Origin of the sequence: Kitasatospora sp. NPDC051170 (assembly GCF_044455705.1) — a bacterium.
Lineage (GTDB): Bacteria > Actinomycetota > Actinomycetes > Streptomycetales > Streptomycetaceae > Kitasatospora.
In genome coordinates this window covers 1-19,126 of the sequence record NZ_JBITFA010000029.1, presented here as the reverse complement: position 1 = coordinate 19,126, position 19,126 = coordinate 1, and the positions used below count along the sequence as shown (strand labels likewise).

General features: G+C 72.9%; 18 protein-coding genes. 13 read left to right on the top strand and 5 right to left on the bottom strand.

Annotated features, from left to right (window positions below; translation table 11 throughout):
• Nucleotides 1-7 precede the first annotated feature (7 nt).
• Complete coding sequence (locus ACIBCA_RS36190; RefSeq protein ID WP_396287422.1) at nt 8-643, bottom strand: TetR/AcrR family transcriptional regulator; 636 nt, start codon at nt 641-643, stop codon at nt 8-10.
• 161 nt (nt 644-804) lie between these two features.
• Between ACIBCA_RS36190 and ACIBCA_RS36185 the strand changes: the two genes are divergently transcribed.
• The 10 genes from ACIBCA_RS36185 to ACIBCA_RS36140 all read left to right on the top strand — a co-directional run bounded on the left by ACIBCA_RS36185 (nt 805) and on the right by ACIBCA_RS36140 (nt 11,858).
• Nucleotides 805-2,019, top strand: coding sequence for an agmatine deiminase family protein (locus tag ACIBCA_RS36185; protein WP_396287421.1), 1,215 nt, complete (start codon nt 805-807; stop codon nt 2,017-2,019).
• Between the two features lie 173 nt (nt 2,020-2,192).
• A complete protein-coding gene (locus tag ACIBCA_RS36180; protein ID WP_396287420.1) occupies nt 2,193-3,203 on the top strand; it encodes an agmatine/peptidylarginine deiminase in 1,011 nt (336 codons plus the stop codon).
• A gap of 75 nt (nt 3,204-3,278) precedes the next feature.
• The gene (locus ACIBCA_RS36175; RefSeq protein ID WP_396287419.1) at nt 3,279-4,913 is read left to right on the top strand and encodes an ABC transporter substrate-binding protein; all 1,635 of its coding nucleotides are present in this window, start codon (nt 3,279-3,281) and stop codon (nt 4,911-4,913) included.
• Nucleotides 4,910-5,887 (top strand): ABC transporter permease, encoded by a 978-nt coding sequence (locus ACIBCA_RS36170; RefSeq protein WP_396287418.1) that lies wholly within the window; start codon nt 4,910-4,912, stop codon nt 5,885-5,887. Before ACIBCA_RS36175 ends, ACIBCA_RS36170 begins: the two co-directional genes overlap by 4 nt.
• Nucleotides 5,884-6,756 carry an ABC transporter permease gene (locus ACIBCA_RS36165; RefSeq protein ID WP_396287417.1) on the top strand — a complete coding sequence of 291 codons (873 nt, stop codon included), beginning with the start codon at nt 5,884-5,886 and terminating at the stop codon, nt 6,754-6,756. Before ACIBCA_RS36170 ends, ACIBCA_RS36165 begins: the two co-directional genes overlap by 4 nt.
• Complete coding sequence (locus tag ACIBCA_RS36160) at nt 6,753-7,757, top strand: ABC transporter ATP-binding protein (RefSeq protein ID WP_396287416.1); 1,005 nt, start codon at nt 6,753-6,755, stop codon at nt 7,755-7,757. Before ACIBCA_RS36165 ends, ACIBCA_RS36160 begins: the two co-directional genes overlap by 4 nt.
• The gene (locus ACIBCA_RS36155; RefSeq protein WP_396287415.1) at nt 7,750-8,547 is read left to right on the top strand and encodes an ABC transporter ATP-binding protein; all 798 of its coding nucleotides are present in this window, start codon (nt 7,750-7,752) and stop codon (nt 8,545-8,547) included. Before ACIBCA_RS36160 ends, ACIBCA_RS36155 begins: the two co-directional genes overlap by 8 nt.
• Before the next feature lie 116 nt (nt 8,548-8,663).
• A complete protein-coding gene (locus tag ACIBCA_RS36150) occupies nt 8,664-9,581 on the top strand; it encodes a DUF4436 family protein (protein WP_396287414.1) in 918 nt (305 codons plus the stop codon).
• Between the two features lie 145 nt (nt 9,582-9,726).
• Nucleotides 9,727-10,944 carry an agmatine deiminase family protein gene (locus ACIBCA_RS36145; protein ID WP_396287413.1) on the top strand — a complete coding sequence of 406 codons (1,218 nt, stop codon included), beginning with the start codon at nt 9,727-9,729 and terminating at the stop codon, nt 10,942-10,944.
• Nucleotides 10,941-11,858 carry a DUF4436 family protein gene (locus ACIBCA_RS36140; protein ID WP_396287412.1) on the top strand — a complete coding sequence of 306 codons (918 nt, stop codon included), beginning with the start codon at nt 10,941-10,943 and terminating at the stop codon, nt 11,856-11,858. The genes ACIBCA_RS36145 and ACIBCA_RS36140 overlap by 4 nt, the downstream gene beginning before the upstream one ends.
• A 126-nt stretch (nt 11,859-11,984) precedes the next feature.
• On the opposite strand, the gene ACIBCA_RS36135 is transcribed toward ACIBCA_RS36140, so the two are convergent.
• The 4 genes from ACIBCA_RS36135 to ACIBCA_RS36120 form a co-directional block, all read right to left on the bottom strand.
• Entirely contained in the window at nt 11,985-13,175 is a 1,191-nt protein-coding gene (locus ACIBCA_RS36135; protein ID WP_396287411.1) for an agmatine/peptidylarginine deiminase, read from the bottom strand.
• Between the two features lie 54 nt (nt 13,176-13,229).
• Nucleotides 13,230-14,258, bottom strand: a complete 1,029-nt coding sequence (locus tag ACIBCA_RS36130; protein ID WP_396287410.1) for an agmatine/peptidylarginine deiminase — start codon at nt 14,256-14,258, stop codon at nt 13,230-13,232.
• Nucleotides 14,259-14,417: 159 nt separating this feature from the next.
• Entirely contained in the window at nt 14,418-14,996 is a 579-nt protein-coding gene (locus tag ACIBCA_RS36125) for a TetR/AcrR family transcriptional regulator (protein WP_396287409.1), read from the bottom strand.
• Nucleotides 14,997-15,082: 86 nt separating this feature from the next.
• Complete coding sequence (locus ACIBCA_RS36120; protein WP_396287408.1) at nt 15,083-15,703, bottom strand: L-threonylcarbamoyladenylate synthase; 621 nt, start codon at nt 15,701-15,703, stop codon at nt 15,083-15,085.
• Between the two features lie 160 nt (nt 15,704-15,863).
• On the opposite strand from ACIBCA_RS36120, the gene ACIBCA_RS36115 reads away from it, so the two are divergent.
• From ACIBCA_RS36115 to ACIBCA_RS36105, 3 genes are all read left to right on the top strand, one after another.
• A complete protein-coding gene (locus tag ACIBCA_RS36115; RefSeq protein ID WP_396287407.1) occupies nt 15,864-17,201 on the top strand; it encodes a GH1 family beta-glucosidase in 1,338 nt (445 codons plus the stop codon).
• 69 nt (nt 17,202-17,270) lie between these two features.
• Entirely contained in the window at nt 17,271-17,855 is a 585-nt protein-coding gene (locus ACIBCA_RS36110; RefSeq protein ID WP_396287406.1) for a cysteine hydrolase family protein, read from the top strand.
• On the top strand, nt 17,852-18,823 hold the full coding sequence (locus ACIBCA_RS36105) for a GlxA family transcriptional regulator (protein ID WP_396287405.1): 972 nt from the start codon (nt 17,852-17,854) through the stop codon (nt 18,821-18,823). The genes ACIBCA_RS36110 and ACIBCA_RS36105 overlap by 4 nt, the downstream gene beginning before the upstream one ends.
• Nucleotides 18,824-19,126 lie beyond the last annotated feature (303 nt).

Sequence of the window (19,126 nt, the reverse complement as noted above, 5' to 3'; positions counted from 1 at the left end):
GGTTTCGTCAGGATTCGCCGAATCCGGCCCCCACAGCACCCGCCACGGCGCCCGGCGCCGGTCCGTCCAGCTCCGCGTCCACCGCGCCGCGCAGCAGTCGGCGGGCCTGCTCGATCGGCAGCGAGCCGCTCAGCCAGCGCACGCTGAGGCCCTCGACCAGGGCGGTCAGGCGTTCGGCGGCGGCGGTGTGGGCCGGGGCGGTGCGGGTCGGGTCGGCCTGGGAGAGCAGCCCGGCGATGTCGTGCACCCAGCCGTGGGTGCTGCGGGCCAGGTCCTGGCGCAGCTCCGGCTCGAAGACGGCGGTGGCCCGCAGCTCGCCCCAGGCGGTGCTGTTCTCGCGCACCTCGTCGGAGTCCTGGAGCTCGAGCAGCAGGACCTGTTCGAGGTCGGCGCGCGGGTCCCTCGCGTCGCCGCGGCCCTGGTCGGGGGCGGGGCGGTCCTCGGCGGTGTAGTGGTCGGCGCGGTCGCCGATGTACTCCAGCGTCTGGCGCAGGATGCCCGCCCGGTCGGTGAAGTGGTAGTAGATCAGCGCGGTGGACACGCCGGCCTCGGCGGCCAGCTCGCCCATCCGCAGGCCGCGGACGCCGCGTCGGGCGATGACGCGGGTGGCGGCCTGGAGTATCCCTGTCCGGCGGTCTGACATGGACGCTGACTCTACCCGCTTCGGATGCGATCTTGACGAAATCCTGATGATTTTGTCAGGAAGTTCCGTGCGATCCCGTCCACAGGGTTGACTGGATTTTCAGTGAGGTACAGGATGCGGGGCAACCCCCACACCTCCCACCTCATCCAGGGAGCGTTTCCATGGCCACCCCCACCACCTCCACCACCACCCCCGCCCCCTCGCGCCGGCGGATCCTCCAGGCCGGCGCGGCCGCCCTCCCGGTGATCGCACTCGGCGCGGCCCTGCCCGGTGCCGCCCACGCGGCCACCCCCGACCCGGAGACGCCCGGCGCCGAGGCCGCGTCCGCAGCCACCCCCACGCTGCGGATGCCCGCCGAGACCGACCGCCACGACCGCACCTTCATGGCCTGGCCCGCCCTGTCCTCGATCTGGGGACGCCAGCTGACCGCCGTCCGCGACGACATCGCCCGGATCGCCTACGCGATCTCCCAGTACGAGCCCGTCGTCGTGGTGGCCCGCCCCGGCCAGGCCTCCGACGCCCGCTACTGGCTCGGCCGCGGCGGCGCCTACGGCATCACCGTCCTGCCCATCGCCGACGACGACCTGTGGATCAGGGACTACGGCCCGACCTTCCTCACCGCCCCGGGCGCGATCGCCGGGCTCGACACCAACTTCAACGGCTGGGGCAAGAGCGGCACCCCGTACTACCAGCCCTACGCCGAGGACGCCGCCGTCGCGGCCACGCTCCTCTACGACTACGGCATCACCCGCGTCCGCGCGCCGTTCACCGGCGAGGGCGGCGCGCTGGAGACCGACGGCCAGGGCACCCTGCTGGCCACCGCCAGCTCGCTGGTCAACCCCAACCGCAACCCCGGCAAGTCCCAGGCGCAGGTCGAGCAGGCCCTCAAGTCCAGCCTCGGCCTGAGCAAGGTCATCTGGCTCCCCGGCCTGGTGGGCTACGACATCACGGACGACCACATCGACTGCCTGGCCCGCTTCACCGCCCCCGGCAGGGTCATCCTCGACCAGCCCGGCCCGGGCACCGATCAGATCTGGATCGACGTCTACCAGGAGTCCAAGCGGATCCTGGCGAGCGCCACCGACGCCCAGGGCCGTCCGCTGGTCATCACCGAACTCCCCGGCCCGGACCGGCAGTTGATCCGCGGCACGGGCAACGACTTCCTGTCCAGCTACACCAACTACTACACCGCCAACGGCGCCGTGTTCGTGCCACAGTTCGGCGACACGGCGGCCGACGGCACGGCGTACGCGATCCTCCAGGCCGCCTTCCCGACCCGCGACATCGTCCAGCTCAACATCGACAACATCGCGAGCGGCGGAGGCGGCATCCACTGCGCCACCCAGTCCCAGCCCAGCGTCCCGCCGGCCTTCTGAGCCGTCGGAGCCGTCGGAGCTGTCCGAGCCGTCCGAGCCTTCTGAACCTTCTGAGCCACCGCCCAAGACTCCCGGCGGCCCGTGAGCCAACCCCACGGAAGCGGGCCGCCGGGGCACCACCACCCCACCCGTACAGCCGCTCAACCCGCACCCCGATCCCGAAGAGGTATCCAGTGACCGACACGTACCGCATGCCCGCCGAGTGGACCGAGCACGAGGGCTGCCTGATGGCCTGGCCCGTCCGCGAGGAGCTCTGGGGCGACACCCTCGCCGAGGTGAAGCGCGAGTACGCCGAAGTCGCCCGCACCATCGCCGAGTTCGAGCCCGTCACGATGGTCGCCCCGCCCGGCCACGGCGAGGACGCGCGCACCCACTGCGGCGCCGGCGTCACCGTCGTCGAACTGCCGCTGGACGACTCCTGGTTCCGCGACTCCGCCCCGATCTTCGTCCTCGACGGCGAGGGCCGCCGGGCCGGCGTGGACTTCCGCTTCAACGCCTGGGGCGGCAAGCACCACCCCTGGGACGCCGACGACCGGATCAGCGGCCTGCTGCTGGAGCACCTCGACGTCCGGGCCCAGCGCTCCGAGATGATCCTCGAGGGCGGCGCGATCACCGTCGACGGCGAGGGCACCCTGATCACCACCGAGCAGTGCCTGCTGCACCCCAACCGCAACCCCGGCATGAGCCGCGAGGAGATCGAGGCCGAGCTCAAGGCGCGCCTCGGCGTCACCAAGGTGGTCTGGCTGCCCTACGGGGGCCTGCTGGACACCGAGACCGACGGCCACGTGGACGGCGTCTGCGCCTTCGCCGCCCCCGGCAAGGTGGTCGTCCAGCTCCCGGCGGACCCGGAGCACCCCGACTACGCCCGGATGCGGGCCAACCGCGCCGTGCTGGAGCACTCCACCGACGCCCGGGGCCGCCGCTTCGAGATCGTCGACCTCCCGCAGGCCGCCTTCGTCGAGGTCGACGGCCGCGAGGTCGAGGTCGGCTACCTCAACTACTACCTGGCCAACGGCGCGGTCGTCGTCCCGGTGGCCGACCACCCCGAGGACGAGGGCGCCCTCGCCGTGCTCGCCGCGGCGTACCCGGGCCGCAAGGTCGTCGGCGTCCGCTCCCGGGTCATCGCCTGGGGCGGCGGCGGCATCCACTGCATCACCCAGCAGATCCCGGCCGCCGGCGCCTGACCCGGGGCGTTCCCGGCCCGCGCCCGACCCACCCTCTCCTCCGATCGAAAGCCCACCCTCATGACCCTCACCCCCGTGAGACGAGCCACCTCCCCGGGCCGCCTCGCCCTCTCCGCCACGGCGCTGCTCTGCGCCACGGCCCTGGTCGCCGCCTGCTCAGGGCCACCGCACGGCGACACCGACGGCAAGGGCGTCCAGCTCTCCGCCACCACCCCGCAGGCCACCGGCGACATCGACTCCTTCACCTGGGCGACCTACGCCGAGCCGCCCACGCTCGACTACCTCCAGGCGTTCGACTACCCGCAGAACACCATCCTGTCCAACGTCTGCGAGAGCCTGATGCGCTGGACGCCCCAGCTCACCCTGGCCCCCGGCCTGGCCGAGAAGGCCTCCAACCCGGACCCGACCACCTGGGTCTACGACCTGCGCTCCGGCGTGCACTTCCACGACGGCTCGGTGATGAGCGCCGAGGACGTGGTCTACAGCTTCGGCCGCCAGACCAACGCGGACAACGCCTCCGCCTGGGCCCAGGTGTTCCAGAACGTCGACTCCGTCACCGCGACCGGCCCGCTCCAGGTCACCGTCAAGCTCAAGCGCCCCGACTCCCAGTTCCCCCAGTACATGGCCACGGCCGCCGGCGTCGTCGCCGCCAAGGCCGGGGTGGAGGCGGCGGGCAAGGACTACGGCACCGGTGGCGGCCTGGACTGCACCGGCCCCTTCAAGCTCGGCGCCTGGTCCAAGGGCCAGTCCGTCGAACTGGAGCGCTTCGACGGCTACTGGGGTACGAAGGCCAAGGCCGGGAAGGCCGTCTTCCGCTTCCTCACCGACCCCTCCGCCCGCACCAACGCGATGCTCAGCGGCGAGGTCGACGGCGGCTACCTCATCCCCACCGAGAGCTACGACCGGCTGAGGAGGAGCGGCGTCGGCACCCTGTACTTCGGCGAGGGCCTGAGCACCGTCAACCTCAACGTCACCAACCTCCAGGGCGTGCTCGGGGACGTACGGGTCCGCAAGGCCCTGTCCCTGGCGCTCGACCGCACCGGCTTCGTCAAGGCGGGCCTGGCCGGCGCCGGTACCGTCACCGGCTCGCTCACCACCAGGGCGGCCTGGGCCGCGGCCCCCGAGGACGTCCGCAAGGGCGCCTTCGACGGCCTCGCCCCCACCGCCCAGGACATCGAGCAGGCCAAGTCCCTGATCAAGGAGGCCGGGGCGAGCGGAAAGACCGTCACCGTCGCCACCAGCACCATCGGCCAGGACGTCTCCCTGCTCGCCACCGCCGTCCAGTCCGCCGGCGCGCGGATCGGCCTGGACGTCCAGCTCAGGACGATCGCCCCGAACGCCTTCACCTCGCTGTTCACCGACCCCAAGGCCCGCGAGGGGCTCGACCTCTTCCCCGAGACGTACTACGACTCGATCACCGACCCGCTCGACCTGCTCGCCAACTTCAAGACCGGCGCCTACCAGAACTTCGGCGGCTACACGGACCCGGCCTACGACACTCTCGTCGACCGGGCCACCGCCGAGTACGACCCGGCCAAGCGCGCCGCCATCGAGGCCGAGCTCCAGCGGACCGCCTCCCAGCAGCTCCTCTGGCTCCCCGTCGCCGAGTGGCCCACCGCCCTGTTCCTCAACAAGAGGGTCACCGGCGCCCCCACCACCATCTCCTACATGTACTACCCGTGGGCCGCCGACGTCGGGGCCGCCCGGTGAGCACCCCCGGAGCGACGGCCTTCCTGAGGTTCGCGGCCCGCCGCCTCCTCGAGATGGCCCTCACCCTGCTCGGCGCCTCCTTCGTGGTGTTCGGCGCGATGTACCTCGCGCCGGGCAACCCGGCGAGCTTCCTGCTGTCCGGCCGGTCGGCCTCCCCGGAGGCCCTCCGGGCGATCAACGAGCAGTACCACCTGGACGACCCGTTCCTGGTCCGCTACCTCCGGTGGCTGGGCCAGGTCCTCCAGGGCGACTTCGGCCGCTCCCTCACCTACCGCACCGACGTCTCCAAGCTGCTCGCCGACCGGCTCCCGGCGACGATGCTGCTGGTGGCGATGGCCCTGGTCGTCGTGGCCGTCCTCGGCCTGGTGCTCGGCCGGATCGGCGCGGTGCGCGGCGGCCGGACGGACGCCACCATCCTGGTCACCACCACCTTCGCCCTCGGCACGCCCTCCTTCGTCGCGGCCGTCCTGCTCCAGGGCCTCTTCGCGGTGAAGCTGGGCTGGTTCCCCACCAGCGGCGCGGGCGAGGGCTTCGGCGACATGCTCAGGCACCTCGCCCTGCCCGCCGTCGCCCTCGCGCTGTACCTGATCGGCATGCTCGCCCGGGTCACCCGCTCGGCGATGCTGGAGGCCCTGGAGGGCGAGCACGTCACCGTCGCGCGCAGCCGGGGCGTCCCCGAGCGCGAGGTCATCAGCCGGCACGTCTTCCGCAACGCGCTGGGCACCGTGCTGACCACCGGCGGCCTGATCGTCTCCACCCTGCTGGTCTGCACCGTCCTGGTGGAGTCCGCGTTCAGCATCGGCGGACTCGGCCAGCTCCTCGAACTGTCCACCACCACCAAGGACTTCCCGACCGTCCAGGCCATCTCCCTGATCATCGTGGCCCTGTTCATGACGGTGAACCTGATCGTCGACCTGCTCCACCCCCTGGTCGACCCCCGGGTCACCCTCGGCTCCAGGAGGTCCGACGCATGAGCACCGGTCTCACCCGACGCCCGGGCCTCACCCGCCGCCCGGGCCTGGCCAGGCTCAGGTCCGCCGGCGGCCCGCTCCACCTGATCTGCCTCGGCTCCGCCGCCCTGGTCGTGCTCGCCGCGCTGCTCGCGCCCTGGCTGGCGCCGTACGACCCCAACGCCCTCGACCTCGGCAACGCGCTCGCCGGGCCCTCACCCGACCACCTGCTCGGCGTCGACGCCGCCGGGCGCGACACCCTCTCCCGGCTGCTCACCGGCGCCCGCACCTCACTGCTCGGCCCGCTCGGCGTGGTGGCCTTCTCCACCGCGGCCGGCATCGCCGTCGGCCTCGCGGCCGGCTGGCGCGGCGGCTGGCTCGACTCCGTCCTCTCCCGCAGCACCGAACTGGTCTTCGCCTTCCCCGGCATGCTGCTCGCCATCCTGATCGTCTCGGTGTACGGGGAGGGCCTGCTCGCCCCCGTCGTCGCCCTGGCCATCGCCTACCTGCCCTACGTCTCCCGCCTCACCCGCTCCCTGGTGCTGGCCGAACGGACCAGGCCCTACGTCTCCGCCTACCAGGTCCAGGGCCACTCCGCCGTGCAGATCTGCCTGCGGCACGTCCTGCCCAACATCGCGCCGATCGTCCTCGCCCAGTCCGCCGTCAACTTCGGCTACGCCCTGATGGACCTCGCGGGCCTGTCCTTCCTCGGCCTCGGCGTCCCCGCCCTCACCCCCGACTGGGGCCGGATGGTCTTCGACGGCCAGACCGCGATCCAGCACGGCTACCCGCTCTCCGCGATCCTGCCGTGCGCGCTGATCGTGCTCACCGTCGTCGCCTTCAACGTGGTCGGCGAGCGCTGGGCGGACCAGGTCGCCCGGAGGTCCGCATGAACCACCCGCACCACGAGAGGGGCACCGTGAACGCCCTCGACATCCGGGGCCTGCGGCTGCACCTGCCCGGCACCGCCCGGCCCGTCCTCGACGGCGTCGACCTGACCGTCGGCCCCGGCGAGACCGTCGCCCTGGTCGGCGAGTCCGGCTCCGGCAAGACCCTCACCTCCCGCACCGCCCTGGGCCTGCTGCCCCCGGGCGCCGAGATCCGGGGCGAGGTCCTCGTCGACGGCGAGGACGTCCTGACCATGGCCCCCGACCGGCTGCGCGCCCTGCGCACCGGCCGGGCCGCGATGATCTTCCAGGACCCGCGCGCCGCCATCAACCCGCTGCGCCGCATCGGCGACTTCCTCACCGAGAGCGTGCGCCTCACCGGCACGATGAGCCGCGCCGCCGCCGACCGGCGAGCGGTGGAGCTCCTCGACGCCGTCGGCCTCGGGCCGGAGCTGCTGCACCGCTACCCCGGCCAGCTCTCCGGCGGCATGCTGCAGCGCGTCATGATCGCCGCCGCCCTGATGGGCGACCCGGTCCTGCTGCTCGCCGACGAGCCCACCACCGCGCTCGACGTCACCAGCCAGGCCGAGGTGGTCGCCCTGCTGGGCCGGCTGCGCGAACGCTTCGGCACGGGACTGCTGTTCGTCACCCACGACCTCGGCCTCGCCGCCGCCATCAGCGACCGGGTCTACGTGATGTACGCCGGGCGGATCGCCGAACACGGCCCCGCCACGGCCCTGTTCGAGCACCCCCGGCACCCGTACACGGCCGCGCTCCTGGCCGCCACCCCCGCCCTGGACGCCCCGGCTCCCGGCGCCCCGGCCGGCCGGTTGGCCGCGATCGACGGCCAACCACCGGACCTGCGGCGGGAGTTGACGGGCTGCGCGTTCGCCGAACGCTGCCGCCACGCGACCGGCCTCTGCCGCGAACAGGTGCCGGAGATCCAGCCGGGCGAGCACCCCGCCGCCTGCCACCACCCGCTCGAAGGGAGCCGCACCGATGGCTGAGCCCGTCCTGCGGGTCAGTGGCCTGCACCGCACCTTCGGCAGCGTGCGGGCCGTCGACGACGTCTCCTTCGACCTCGACGCCAGCGCCTCGCTCGGCATCGTCGGCGAGTCCGGCTCCGGCAAGACCACCACCGCCCGCATCGTCGTCGGCCTGGAGAAGGCCGACGCGGGCGAGGTCCTGGTCCACGGACGCTCCCGGGGCGGCCGGGCGAAGGGGAAGGCGGAGCGGCTGGCCCGCGCCCGCGAGGTCCAGATGGTCTTCCAGGACCCGTACCTCTCCCTCGACCCGCGCACCAGCGTCGAGGCCGTGCTCCGCGAGACCCTGCGGCTGCACTTCCCCGACGACGACCACCCGGCCCGCATCCGCGAACTCCTCGACCAGGTGGGCCTGGGCACCCGCGCCGCCGAGGCCCTGCCCCGCCGGCTCTCCGGCGGCCAGCGCCAGCGCGTCGCCATCGCCCGGGCGCTGGCCGTACGCCCGGCCGTCCTCGTCCTCGACGAGGCGGTCGCCGCCCTGGACGTCTCCGTCCAGGCGCAGGTGCTCAACCTGCTCGCCGACATCCGCGAGGAGACGGGCATCGCCTACCTCTTCATCACCCACGACCTCGGCGTGGTGCGCTGCGTCACCGACCAGGTCGTGGTGATGCGCGGCGGCCGGATCGTCGAATCCGGCCCCACCGCCCACGTCCTGGACTCCCCGGAGCACGCCTACACCAGGCTGCTGCTGGAGTCCGTCCCCCGGCCCGGCTGGGATCCCGACCGGATCGCCGCCGCGCGCCGCGCACTGTAAGACCGACACGCCCGGCCCCCTCGCGGGCACAGGCGCGAACGAGCACCACCGGCGGACGGCCGCCGGGCCGGCGGCGACCCCGCCGGCCCGGCCCGTCCGCCGTGGAAAGGACGACCGTGCAGGTCACCATCGAGGACACCCCCGCCGCCGAGACGGCCGCGCCCCCGGCCCCCCGACGCCGCCGCCACTGGCGGTTCACCGCCCTCCTGGCGGTGGTCGTCACCCTCTGCGGGGCGGGCATCGGGCTGTACCTCAACGAGCGCAACACCCGTGAACAGACCCGGGAACTGTCCATCCCCTCGGCCCCCGACTGGATCGAACTGGACGTCAACGCCCAGGACGTCGACCCGACGGGCCAGCAGCTGACGCTCTACATCACCCCCGTCCCGCACGGCAGGTTCGCCGCCGCCCCGGACTCCACGGCCTTCGCCCGCCCCGTCGAGATCACCCTGGCGGGCCTGCCCAAGGCCACCATCAGGGCCGCCGAGGGCGAGAGCGCGGCCGCCCAGGCCGTCCAGATCGGCATGTCCGAGGGCACCAAGACCGACTACCCCTTCGACCGCTACCGCGCCGAGGCCGGATTCCGCGCCAGCAGCGGCGGTGAGGCCGTCCCGGTCGGCCTCGTCCTCACCGACACCGACCCGTTCTTCGTCCTCCGCCCCCAGGCCAGGGCGGCCGCCACCGGCAGCGTCGTCCTGGACGCGAGGATCATCCGCTCGCGCAGCACCTTCATCCTCTCCTGGTTCATGATCGCCGCGATGTGGGCCATCGCCCTGGCCGTCCTCGGCGCCGCCGAGGTGCTCTTCCGCAAGCGCGAGGGCCTGGTGTGGCCCTCGCTGGGCTGGATGGCCGCGAGCCTCTTCGCCCTGATCGGCATGCGCAACGCCGCCCCCGGCACGCCGCCGATCGGCTCGCTGATCGACTACCTGGCCTTCTTCTGGGCCGAGGGGATCATCGCTGCGAGCCTGGCCTGCACCGCCTGGTCCGGCATCCGCACCGAGCACCGGCTGCGCCGCGAACGCGAGGCTTCCTGAATTGCCATCGGGCGGCGCCGGAGTTTCGTACCCCGGCGCCGCCCTCGCGTTTCCCCCGATCGGCGGAGCCGCGCCGCGACGGAACCTGACCACTTTCTCAGTAGCCTGCGGAGCCGGACACCGACACCTACCGGAACGAGGCCCCATGGCTCCCTCCCGGCCGTCCCGCCGCGCCCTCCTGCAGTCCGGGGCCGCCTTCGCCGCCCTCGCCCTGGCCGGAGGCTGCTCGTCCTCCTCCTCCGACAGCGGCGGACCGGAGTCGCCCGCCCCCAGCGGTACGGCCCCCAGCGGTACGGCCTCCGGCGACGCGGCCGCCGCCGGGCGGTCGATGCCCGCCGAGTCCCGCCCGCACACCCGGACCTTCATGGCCTGGCCCGCCCTGGAGGAGGTGTGGGGCGACCAACTCCCCGGCGTCCGCCAGGACATCGCCTCGCTGGCCCAGGCCATCGCCGGGTTCGAGCCCGTCGTCCTGCTCGCCCGCCCCGACCAGGCCGCCGAGGCCCGTCAGGCGTGCGGCTCCTCCGTCGAGGTGCTGGAGCTGGCCGTCGACGACCTGTGGGCCCGGGACAGCGGCCCGACCTTCGTCACCGGCCCGCAGGGCCTCGCCGGGATCGACTTCCACTTCAACGGCTGGGGCGGCAAGCAGACCCACGCCGAGGACGCCAAGGTCGCCGCCGCCGTCCTCGAGCACTACGGCATCACCCGCATCGCGGCGCCGGTCACCGGCGAGGGCGGGGGCCTGGAGGTGGACGGCGAGGGGACGCTGATGGCCACCGAGAGCTGCTGGGTCAACGACAACCGCAACCCCGGCAAGAGCCGCGACCAGATCGAGGCCGCCTTCAAGGACCTGCTCGGCGTCCGGAAGGTGATCTGGTTCAAGGGCGTCGCCGGACAGGACATCACCGACTGCCACGTCGACGCCCTCGCCCGCTTCGCCGAACCCGGCACCGTCCTGCTGCACCGCCCGGCCGCCGACACCCCGCCGGACGTCTGGACCACCGCCTCCGACCAGGCGCGGCAGGTGCTCCAGTCCGCGACCGACGCCGCCGGCCGCCCGTTCAGGATCGTCGACCTGCCCGAACCGGACTTCAACCTGATCCAGGGCGCGGGCAAGAACTTCCTCGCCACGTACATCAACTACTACGTCTGCAACGGCGGCGTCATCGTGCCCAGGTTCGGCGACCAGGCCGCCGACGACCACGCGGCAGGCGTCATCGGCGACCTCCACCCCGGCCGCAAGGTCACCCAGGTGAGCATCAACCACATCGCCGCGGGCGGCGGCGGCATCCACTGCGCCACCCAGCAGCAGCCCGCGCAGGCCCCGGCAGGAGGGTCCACGACCGGCGCCTCCGGAGCGGCATGAGCGGGCCCGTCCGGCCGCGCGGCCGGCTGCGCGGTAACCGCTTCGCCGTCGCCCTGCTGATCCTCGCGGTGCTCTGCTCGGCCGGCATCGCGCTCTACCTCAACGAGCGCGACACCCGGCAGCAGACCCGCGAACTGGCCCTGCCGACGGCGGGGGACTGGATCGAACTGGACCTCACCGCCCAGGAGATCGACCCCGGCACGGGTGAACTCGGCCTCTACGTGGCGGCCCTGCCGCACGGAAGCCTCGCCTCGGCGGCCGACCCCGCCGCGTTCTCCCGCCCGGTCGCCGTCGCCGTCCACGCCGAGGCCCGCACCGACCTACGGGCCGCGGCGGGGGAGTCGGTCACCTCGCAGTCCGTCAAGGCCAACCTGTACGAGGGCACCCAGTCCGACTACCCCTTCGACCGCTACCACTTCGAGCTGGCCTTCTCGGCCACGGACGGCTCGGCCACGGACGGCTCGGGCGCGGCGGTGCCCGTCGGCCTGGTCTTCGCGGACGCCGACCCGTTCTTCGTGGTCCGGCCCACCAGCACCCCCACCGCGGCCGGGGCCACCCTCCTGGACGGCCGGGTCAGCCGGGCGCGAAGCACCTTCATCCTCGCCTGGTTCATGATCGCCGCGATGTGGGCGCTCGCCCTGGCCGTCCTCGCCGGGGCGGAGGTGCTCTACCGGGCCGGCCAGGGGCTGGTCTGGCCCTCGCTCGGCTGGATGGCCGCGACGCTGTTCGCCCTGATCGGGATGCGCAACGCGGCGCCCGGCTCGCCGCCGGTGGGCTCGCTGATGGACTACGTGGCGTTCTTCTGGGCGGAGGGGATCATCGCCGCCAGTCTGGCCTTCACCGTGGTCTCCGGCACCCGGGTCGAGCACCGCAGACGCCGCGCGGAGGAGGAGGCGGCGGCCGCCGAGGCGTGAGCGCTTCGGGAACGGCACCGGCCCGGGACCCGTCCGCCGACGGGACCCGGGCCGGTTCTTCCCGGGCCGGTTCTTCCCGGGCCGGTGGTGTGAGGGCTCGGTGCTTCGAGGGCCTGCTGCGCGCGGTCAGCCCAGGGCGGGGATGTCGTGCGTGGCGCAGTGGATGCCGCCGCCACCGGCCGCGATGGCGTCGATCTTCACCGGCACGATCTCCCGGTCCGGGAAGTACTGCTTGAGCGTCTGCTGCGCCCGCGAGTCGGCCCGCTCGTCGCCGAACTTCGGCAGGTAGACGCCCTTGGTGCCGATGTAGAAGTTCATGTACGAGGAGACGAAGGCGTCCCCGCGCCCGGTGATCTTGTCCGGGTCGGGCTGCTGGAGTTCGATCACCTGGAGCTTCTTCCCGGTCGCGTCCGTGGCGTTCTTGAGCACGCCCCGGGCCTGGTCGGCCGCGCGCGACCAGACGTCGGCCGGGCCGCCCGGGAACGCCTGGTCGAGCAGGACGACGCCGGGGGCGACGAAGCGGGTCAGGCAGTCGACGTGGGCGTCGGTGATGTCCTTGCCCTTGACGCCCGCCAGCCAGATGACCTTGGTGACGCCGAGCGCCTTCTTCAGCTCGGCCTCGACCTGGTCGCGGCTCATCCCCGGGTTGCGGTTGTCGTTGACGACGGAGCTCTCGGTGACCATCAGCGTGCCCAGGCCGTCCGTCTCGAAGGAGCCGCCCTCGCCGACGAGCCGGGTCTCGACGCGCTCCACGCCGTACTTGGCGAGCACCGCCCGGGCGACCTTGGAGTCGTTGCCGCGCTGCTGCTTGCCGCCCCAGCCGTTGAAGTTGAAGTCGACGCCCTTGACCTTGCCGCCCTCCTCGACGAACACCGGCAGGGTGTCGCGCGCCCACAGGTCGTCCACGGCGATGGGCACGACCTCGACGGCCGAGCCGCACGCCTTCTTCGCGGCCTCCACCTGCTCCGGACGGGCCATCAGCACCACCGGTTCGCGGGCGGCGATGGCCTGGGCGAGGCCCGCGACGTCCCGGCGGACGTCGGGGAGCTGCTCGCCCCATACGCTCTCGGAGGCGGGCCAGGACATGACGGTGCGCAGGTGCTTCTCCCACTCGGCGCCGAAGCGCCGGGCGCCGGGGGTGCTGGGGCCCCCCGGGGTGCCGGGGGCGCCGCCGGGCTGGGTCGGCGGGACGGCGCCCTCCGGGTCCTCGACGCCGTTGGGGTCGCAGGCGGTGAGGCCGAGGGTGAGGGCGCCGACCCCGGCGCCGACGGCGGCGAGGGAGCGGATCATGGTGCGGCGGGACGGGGTGTTGGTCATCGGGATCCTCCGGCTGTGAGTCGGGGTGGTCAGGGGTTCGGGCGTGCTGGGGCCCTACGGCATCGGCTCGTGCATGGTCGAGCAGTGGATGCCGCCGCCGCCCGTCATCAGCCGGTCCACGTCGAGCTGGACGACCTCGCGGCCGGGGAAGGCCGCGGCGAGCGTGTCCCGGGCGGCGGCGTCCTTGTACGGGTCGCCGAACTGGGCGGTGATGACGCCGCCGTTGACGAGGTGGAAGTTGAGGTAGGAGTCCACGAACTTGGAACTGCGCGAGCGGACGGTGTCCGGGCCGTGCACCACGATCACCTGCAGCCGGCGGCCCCGGGCGTCGGTGGCGGCGGACAGGATGGTGAACTGCTCGCGGGCGTCGCGGGCCCACTCGTCGTTGCGGTCGGCGGGCGGCAGCTGCACCATGACCACGCCGGGGCGGACGAACCGGGAGGTCACGTCCACGTGGTCGTCGGTGATGTCCTTGCCCCTGATGCCGGGCAGCCAGATCATCGTGTCGGCGCCGTAGGCGTCCAGGACGGCGTCCTCGATCTCGGCCCGGCTCATGCCGCGGTTGCGGTTCTTGTTGACCAGGCTGCTCTCGGTGGCCATCACCGTGCCGTCGCCGTCGGTCTCGATCGCGCCGCCCTCGCCGACGAAGTCCGCGTAGGAGTGGCGCAGCCCGCGGCGGGCGGCGATCCGTTCGGCGACCTGGGCGTCGTCGTGGTGGACCTGCTTGTTCCCCCAGCCGTTGAAGTTGAGGACCACGGCGTCCAGCCCGCCGTACCCGTCGCGGCGGAAGACCGGCGCGGTGTCGCGCATCCACAGGTCGTCGGTGGGGACGGCGGTGATGACCTCCACCCCGGGGCCGCAGCGGGCGCGGGCCTTGTCGGCGCTCCAGTCGTCGGGGGCGCACAGGACGACGGGCTCGAACTCGGCGATCGTCCGGGCGATCAGGGCGATGTCCTCCTGGACGCCGCCCAGGCGCAGGCCCCACACGCCCCGGCGGGAGGGCCAGGACATCCAGGTCCGCGTGTGCGGGACGTCGTCCGCCGGCACCCAGAAGCGGGGCAGGTCGTCGTGGTAGCCGGTCATGAGGGTTCTCCAGTTCGTGCGACGGTCCCGGGCCGGGGGTGCTGGGTGGCACCCGCCTGCGGCTTCAGGCTCGCACTGACTGAAAAATCAGTCAAACCTATGGGCGTGTCATGACTCCGGAGGAGGGAATTCCTCACGGAGAGTGACGAGAATTCTCGGCTAGGACCCGAGTCGGGAGACCTCGACGTCGATCGCGTCCGCCAGCAGCGTGCGGGCGTGCGCGAGCGGCAGGCTGCCACTGAGCCAGCGGGTGCTGAGCCCCTCCAGCAGGGCCGTCAGCCGCTCCGCCGCACCGGCCAGCGCCACCGCCGAGGACATCGGCCGTACGGCGCCCAGCAGTTCGGCGATCTCCTGCACCCACACCCGGGTCGCCCGGGCCAGGTCCTCGCGCAGCGTCTCGTCGAACACCGCGCTCGCCCGCAGCTCGCCCCAGGCGGTGCTGTTCTCCCGCACCTCGGCGCTGTCCTGGAGCTCCAGCAGCAGCGTCTGGTCCAGTTCCTCGCGCGCCGTCAACGGCGGTGCGTCCGCCGCGCGTTCGGTCGTGTAGCGCTCGGCCCGGTCGTTGATGAACTCCAGCGTCTGCCGGAGGATGCCGGTGCGGTCCTTGAAGTGGTAGTAGATCAGCGCGGTGGACACGCCCGCCTCGGCGGCGAGCTCCTCCACGCGCAGCCCGCGCACTCCGCGCCGCGCGATCACCCGCGCCGCTGCTTCCATGATCGAGGTTTTACGACTGGCCACGATCCACCACCTTACCCGCAGACCGGGTCAAGATCGCCCCGCCTGCTGAAAGTCCCGTCAGCAGGACGGGGGCGCCCTTGCGAGCCCTACTCGAAGCGGCTCGGGTCCCCGGCGCCGTAGCGGATGATCTCCGGCTCGCCGCTGGAGAAGTCGACGACGGTGGTCGGCTCGGTGCCGCAGTCGCCCGAGTCCACGACGGCGTCGAGGACGTGGTCGAGCCGCTCCTTGATCTCCCAGCCCTGGGTCATCGGCTCGCTCTCGTCGGGCAGGATCAGCGTGCTGGACAGCAGCGGCTCGCCGAGCGCCGAGAGCAGCGCCCGGGTGACGGTGTGGTCGGGGATGCGGACGCCCACCGTCTTCTTCTTCGGGTGCATCAGCCGGCGCGGCACCTCCTTGGTGGCGGGCAGGATGAAGGTGTAGCCGCCCGGCGTCGCGGCCTTGACGGCGCGGAAGACGTTGTTGTCCAGCTGCACGAACTGCCCCAGCTGCGCGAAGTCCTGGCACATCAGCGTGAAGTGGTGCCGCTCGTCCAGCCGCCGGATCGACCGGATCCGGTCGAGCCCCTCCCGGTTGTCCAGCCGGCAGCCGAGCGCGAAGCAGGAGTCGGTCGGATAGGCGACCAGGGCCCCGGACCGCAGGCTGTCGGCCACGGTCGCGATGGTCCGCGGCTGGGGGGACTCGGGGTGCACGTCGAAGTACTTGGCCATTGGCCGACCCTACAACGGCGCTGCCGCTCACACCTGGTCAGCAGACCGCGTTCGAGGGCCACGACCACCGCGTGGGTGCGCTCGGCGACGTCGAGCCTGGCGAACGGGGTGGCCCTGCTAGTAACATGAGCACCCCTCATGTTCTCGTCGGGAGGCCGCCATGCCGGACCGCTACGACCTGCCCGCGCACTTCCGCTGGGGCGCCGCCACCGCCGCCTACCAGATCGAGGGGGCGGTGGAGGAGGACGGCCGGGGCCCGTCCGTCTGGGACACCTTCTGCGCCCGCCCCGGCGCCGTGCGGGACGGGCACAGCGGGGCCGTGGCCTGCGACCACTACCACCGCTACACCGAGGACATCGCGCTCATGCGGGGCCTCGGCCTGGACGGCTACCGCTTCTCCATCGCCTGGCCGCGCGTCCAGCCCACCGGCCGCGGCGCCGTCAACCCCGCCGGACTCGCCTTCTACGACCGGCTCGTGGACGCCCTGCTCGAAGCCGGCATCACCCCGCTGCCCACCCTCTTCCACTGGGACCTGCCCCAGGGCCTCGAGGACACCGGCGGCTGGCTCGACCGCGACACCGCCCACCGCTTCGCCGACTACACCGCCCTCGTCACCGACCGCCTCGGCGACCGCGTCCCCGCCTGGATCACCCTCAACGAGCCGTTCGTCCACACCGTCTACGGCTACGCCCTCGGCATCCACGCCCCCGGCCGCACCCTCATGTTCGAGGCCCTCCCGGCCGCCCACCACCAGCTCCTCGCCCACGGCCTGGCCGCCACCGTCCTCCACGACCGGGGCCTGGAGGTGATGCTCGCCAACAACCTCACCGCCGTCGAACCGGCCACCGCCTCACCCGCCGACGCGGCCGCCGCCGACGCCTACGACACCCTCCACAACCGGCTGTTCACCGATCCCGTCCTCCTCGGCCGCTACCCCGACCTCACCGGCCTCGGCGTCCCCGACGACCTCTACGGCGCCATCCGCCCCGGCGACACCGAGCTCATCCACACCCCCGGCCTCGACGCCCTCGGCCTCAACTTCTACAACCCCACCCGCGTCGCCGCCCCCACCGCACCGGGCCTCCCGTTCGACCTCGTCGACATCCCCGACGTCCCCCACACCGCCTTCGGCTGGCCCGTCGTCCCCGAAGCCCTCACCCGCCTCCTCCTCACCCTCCGCGACCGCTACGGCAAGGCCCTCCCGCCCGTGACCATCACCGAGAACGGCTGCTCCCTCACCGAGACCACCGACCCCGACCAGCCCCGCATCGACTTCATCTCCGCCCACCTCCACGCCCTCGCCCGAGCCGTCGCCGAAGGCATCGACGTCCGTGGCTACTACACCTGGTCCCTCCTCGACAACTTCGAATGGGCGGAAGGACTCCACCGCCAGCGCTTCGGCCTCGTCCACGTCGACTTCACCACCCAGAGGCGCACCCCCAGGGCGTCCTACGCCTGGTACCGCGACGTCATCGCCCGGCACCGGGGCACCCGGTGACCGGATCGTTCCGCATCGCGGCCCGATGGGGCCTTCGCCCGGGCACCCCGCGCGGGCGAGGATCGGAGCATGACCAACGCACTCCTCGTCATCGACGTCCAGAACTCCTTCCTCCAGCGCGAGAACTGGGCGGCCGTCTCCGACCCCGGGATCGTCGGGCAGGTGGGCAAGCTCGTCGAGCACGCCCGCGCCCAGGGCGACCTCGTCGTCTGGGTCCTGCACTCCGAGCCCGGCACCGGGACGGTCTTCGACCCCGCCCTCGGCCACGTCCGCCTGATGGACGGGCTGGAGCCGGCGCCGGGCGAGCCCGTCGTCACCAAGACCTCGCACAACGCCTTCACCACCACCAACCTCCAGCAGCTGCTCACCCAGCACGGCATCCGCGACCTGGTCGTCAGCGGCATCCGCACCGAGCAGTGCTGCGAGACCACCACCCGGGTCGCCTCCGACCTCGGCTACGAGGTCACCTTCGTCGTCGACGCGACCGCCACCCACCCGATCGAGCACCGCGACGCCCCCGCCGGGCGCAGCCTCGAGGAGATCCTCGCCGACCCGCGCACCCTCGGCACGGCGGAGATCATCGCCCGCACCGAGTACGCTCTGGCCGGCCGCTTCGCCACCGTCACCACCGTGAAGGAGCTGACCGGATCGTGACCCGCGTCGTCTTCCTGCTCGTCCCGCAGCTGCACCTGCTGGACCTCTCCGGGCCCGCCCAGGTCTTCTCGACGGCCGCCGACCACGGCCTCGGCTACGAGATCGGCTACGTGGCCGAGCAGGAGGACGTCCCCACGGCGCAGGGGCTGACCCTGCGCGCTCCCGTCGAGTGGCCCGCCCTCACACCGGAGGACCTGCTCGTCGTCCCCGGCTGGCGGGCACCGAAACTGCGGGCGCACGGCGAGCTCGCCCCGGCCACGCTGGAGCGGCTGGCCGCCCACCACGCGGCCGGCGGCACCGTCGCCAGCGTCTGCGCGGGCGCGGACGCGCTCGGCCGGGCGGGCCTGCTGGACGGGCGCCGCTGCACCACCCACCACGACCTCCAGGACGAACTCGCCCGCCGCCACCCGAGGGCGGCCGTGGTACGCGACGTCCTGTACGTGGTGGACGACCGGGTCGTCACCTCGGCCGGCATCGCCAGCGGCATCGACCTGGCCCTGCACCTGGTCGCCGTCCGGCACGGCCCGGCGGCCGCCGCCAGGATCGCCCGGGAGATGGTCGTCTACGCCCGCCGCAACGGCGACGAACGGCAGGCCAGCGCGATGCTGCGGCACCGCGCCCACCTCGTCGACGCCGTCCACCGGGTGCAGGACCTCATCGACGCCCGCTTCACCGACCGGCTCGTCCTCGCCGACCTCGCCGCCTCCTCGGGCGTGAGCGAGCGCACCCTCACCCGCCACTTCACCGAGGCCACGGGCCTCACCCCGCTGCGCTACCAGCAGGAACTGCGTGTCGAGCGGGCCGAGCACCTCCTCGCGCACGGCGCGACCACCGAGGCGGCCGCCCGCGCGGTCGGCTTCCAGGACGCCCGGATGCTGCGCCGCCTGCGCGCCCGCGCGGGGGCTGGGCCGGAGTTCGACGACGGCGAGCGCCTTGTCGTAGGGGTTGCCCCGTGGCCCGGAGCGTGAGCACAGCCGCTGGGCCAGCGCAATTTGTTTTGGGCGTGGAGGAGGAGTACTGTCGCCGAGTCGCTTGAGCGGCCACCCCACTTCGACAGCCCATGCAGATGGGTCTTGTCGGCGTTCCTGCCAGCTGGCCGGGGCGTGAATTTCGGGAAAATCCCGGAATGCGCTAATGTGGTGGACGTCGCGAAAAGCGGTCCCGGCCAGTTCGGGAAATCGGATGAATGAAACTCCGGAAAACGGAGCGGAAAACATCTGGTAAGCTGGAAACACGAAAGAACGAAGCGCCCGGAGGGCCCGCTGGAAGGC

Coding starts and splice junctions, on each gene's coding strand:
- ACIBCA_RS36155 (WP_396287415.1), top strand. CDS start 7,750: ATGGCTGAGCCCGTCCTGCGGGTCAGTGGCCTGCACCGCACCTTCGGC.
- ACIBCA_RS36190 (WP_396287422.1), bottom strand. CDS start 643: ATGTCAGACCGCCGGACAGGGATACTCCAGGCCGCCACCCGCGTCATC.
- ACIBCA_RS36165 (WP_396287417.1), top strand. CDS start 5,884: ATGAGCACCGGTCTCACCCGACGCCCGGGCCTCACCCGCCGCCCGGGC.
- ACIBCA_RS36110 (WP_396287406.1), top strand. CDS start 17,271: ATGACCAACGCACTCCTCGTCATCGACGTCCAGAACTCCTTCCTCCAG.
- ACIBCA_RS36120 (WP_396287408.1), bottom strand. CDS start 15,703: ATGGCCAAGTACTTCGACGTGCACCCCGAGTCCCCCCAGCCGCGGACC.
- ACIBCA_RS36145 (WP_396287413.1), top strand. CDS start 9,727: ATGGCTCCCTCCCGGCCGTCCCGCCGCGCCCTCCTGCAGTCCGGGGCC.
- ACIBCA_RS36135 (WP_396287411.1), bottom strand. CDS start 13,175: ATGACCAACACCCCGTCCCGCCGCACCATGATCCGCTCCCTCGCCGCC.
- ACIBCA_RS36185 (WP_396287421.1), top strand. CDS start 805: ATGGCCACCCCCACCACCTCCACCACCACCCCCGCCCCCTCGCGCCGG.
- ACIBCA_RS36115 (WP_396287407.1), top strand. CDS start 15,864: ATGCCGGACCGCTACGACCTGCCCGCGCACTTCCGCTGGGGCGCCGCC.
- ACIBCA_RS36130 (WP_396287410.1), bottom strand. CDS start 14,258: ATGACCGGCTACCACGACGACCTGCCCCGCTTCTGGGTGCCGGCGGAC.
- ACIBCA_RS36160 (WP_396287416.1), top strand. CDS start 6,753: ATGAACCACCCGCACCACGAGAGGGGCACCGTGAACGCCCTCGACATC.
- ACIBCA_RS36140 (WP_396287412.1), top strand. CDS start 10,941: ATGAGCGGGCCCGTCCGGCCGCGCGGCCGGCTGCGCGGTAACCGCTTC.